This is a genomic window from Vibrio sp. V43_P6S15P86, assembly GCF_009904725.1.
In the GTDB taxonomy this organism is placed as follows: Bacteria; Pseudomonadota; Gammaproteobacteria; order Enterobacterales; family Vibrionaceae; genus Vibrio; species Vibrio diabolicus.
In genome coordinates, this window is the sequence record NZ_WXWT01000072.1 from 6,937 (window position 1) to 8,991 (window position 2,055).

Annotated in this window: 2 protein-coding genes; one reads left to right on the forward strand and one right to left on the reverse strand. The window is 44.2% G+C overall.

Translation table 11 applies throughout. The features are described from left to right. The first annotated feature begins 99 nt into the window (after positions 1 to 99). Positions 100 to 1,431 carry an exodeoxyribonuclease VII large subunit gene (xseA, locus tag CAG69_RS03270; protein ID WP_085343030.1) on the forward strand — a complete coding sequence of 444 codons (1,332 nt, stop codon included), beginning with the start codon at positions 100 to 102 and terminating at the stop codon, positions 1,429 to 1,431. A 13-nt stretch (positions 1,432 to 1,444) separates the two neighbouring features. Here xseA and CAG69_RS03275 read toward each other — a convergent pair whose 3' ends face one another. Next, positions 1,445 to 1,669, reverse strand: coding sequence for a zinc ribbon domain-containing protein (locus tag CAG69_RS03275; protein ID WP_012842112.1), 225 nt, complete (start codon positions 1,667 to 1,669; stop codon positions 1,445 to 1,447). Positions 1,670 to 2,055 lie beyond the last annotated feature (386 nt).

The window sequence follows — 2,055 nt, forward strand, 5'->3', positions numbered from 1 at the left end:
TCGCTTGACCACAAATTTTTTAATTTTTTTCTTGCAATTACCCCCTTGCTATGTATTATATTGCCGCTAATTTCCATACTCACGTCTAAGAGATTAGCTGTGCTCTCCAAGACCAATCAAAACATCTTTACTGTTTCTCGTCTCAACGCAGAAGTTCGTTTACTCCTTGAAAACGAAATGGGGATCGTTTGGCTCGTCGGAGAGATATCCAACTTTTCAGCTCCAGTCTCTGGTCACTGGTACCTCACTCTTAAAGACTCTCGCGCTCAAGTTAAATGTGCCATGTTTCGTGGTAACAATCGCCGCGTTACTTTCAAGCCCGCTAACGGTAATCAAGTCCTAGTAAAAGCTCGTCTTTCTCTTTATGAGCCTCGCGGTGACTACCAATTGATCATCGAAAGCATGCAACCGGAAGGTGACGGCCGTCTTCAGCAAGAGTTTGAAGAGCTGAAAATGAAGCTTGCCGCAGAAGGGTTGTTCGCTCAAACCAATAAGCAACCTTTGCCTGAACACCCAAAACGTGTTGGCGTCATCACATCGAAAACTGGTGCCGCGCTTTACGATATCTTAGACGTATTGAAACGTCGTGATCCTTCCCTACCCGTTGTGATTTATCCGACAGTGGTACAAGGTGAAGATGCAGCCATTCAAATCGCACAAGCCATTGGTCGCGCTAACAGCCGTGATGAATGTGATGTGCTAATTGTGGGCCGAGGTGGTGGTTCATTAGAAGACTTATGGTGCTTTAACAACGAGATATTAGCTCGCACGATTGCAGCAAGCCAAATTCCTATTATTAGCGCCGTTGGACATGAAGTCGACGTGACAATAGCAGATTTTGTCGCCGACGTACGCGCACCTACTCCATCAGCGGCCGCTGAGCTAGTAAGTCGTGATAACAGCCACAAAGATCAAGCTTTAGTTACCCGCCAGCATAAGTTAGCGAGCGCAATGCGTTACTACCTAGCACAGCAAAAGCAGCAATCTGCGCAATTAATGCACCGTCTAGAGAGACAGCACCCAAGCTATCGCTTGCAGCGCCAGACTCAACAGTTAGATGATTTGGACATGCGCTTACAGCGAGCGATGAGTCGTTTTATTGCCTTGCGCCAACAGCGAATCGAGCGTCAACATTATCGGCTGCAATTAAATTCTCCTGTAACACGCCTTGCCGAGCAGAAGTCGAAGCTAGAACGTGTTGAGCAAAAGCTGATGGATGCAATGGATCGCAAATTACTGACTATGCGCCATCAACTCGCGATTGCTGCAGAGAAGTTAGACACCGTCAGCCCACTAGCGACATTGAAACGAGGTTACTCAATAACTCAAACTGAGCAAGGTAAAGTAATTACGCAATCTTCAGATGTTAAGTCGGGAGATGTATTGATTACTCGATTAGCCGAAGGCGACGTTCGTTCTACCGTTAACTGAATACAAACTCTGGTTAACTGATTTTCTGGAACTCAAATCGGACACGTGATTTTGATTTGAGTTCATTACACACATTACAAAAGTAGCTCGCAGCACCGCATGCTTGCAGCTTCTCCAGCTCCGCCTCACAATCAGGGCAAAAACCTACTTTTTTAAAATCCGATTCACACTGTGCACAATGGTATTGTCCTGTCCATTCCAGTTCGACATTGCAAGTCGGGCAAATGTTCTGCTGCATATCCCGTTCCTCTCTCTAAACTAAGCAATTTCGAGTAACGCATGCTACTCAAAATAACGAACAAGTATGTTGATCTTCATCACCGCCCCAACAAGTTTCACGAGGCGCTAACCATACTTGATACATAGGATCTTATACTGATCGTCTGATATTTACTCCTTGATCAGCGATCACCCCTTAAAAGAATATTTATATAACCACACACCGAAAGCATAAGTTACATATTCTGCATTCCAATTTAAGGCAGAATAAAAACCCTTAATTTAATTTAATTAGACGTAAAACCAGAATTTAATAAAAAGATCTTATTCAGAAAGCCGCGTTTACATTGGTGTGCATTTCGATAGTTTGAGCGTCGAGCTCAACGAGTTTAACTTGGATAAAAG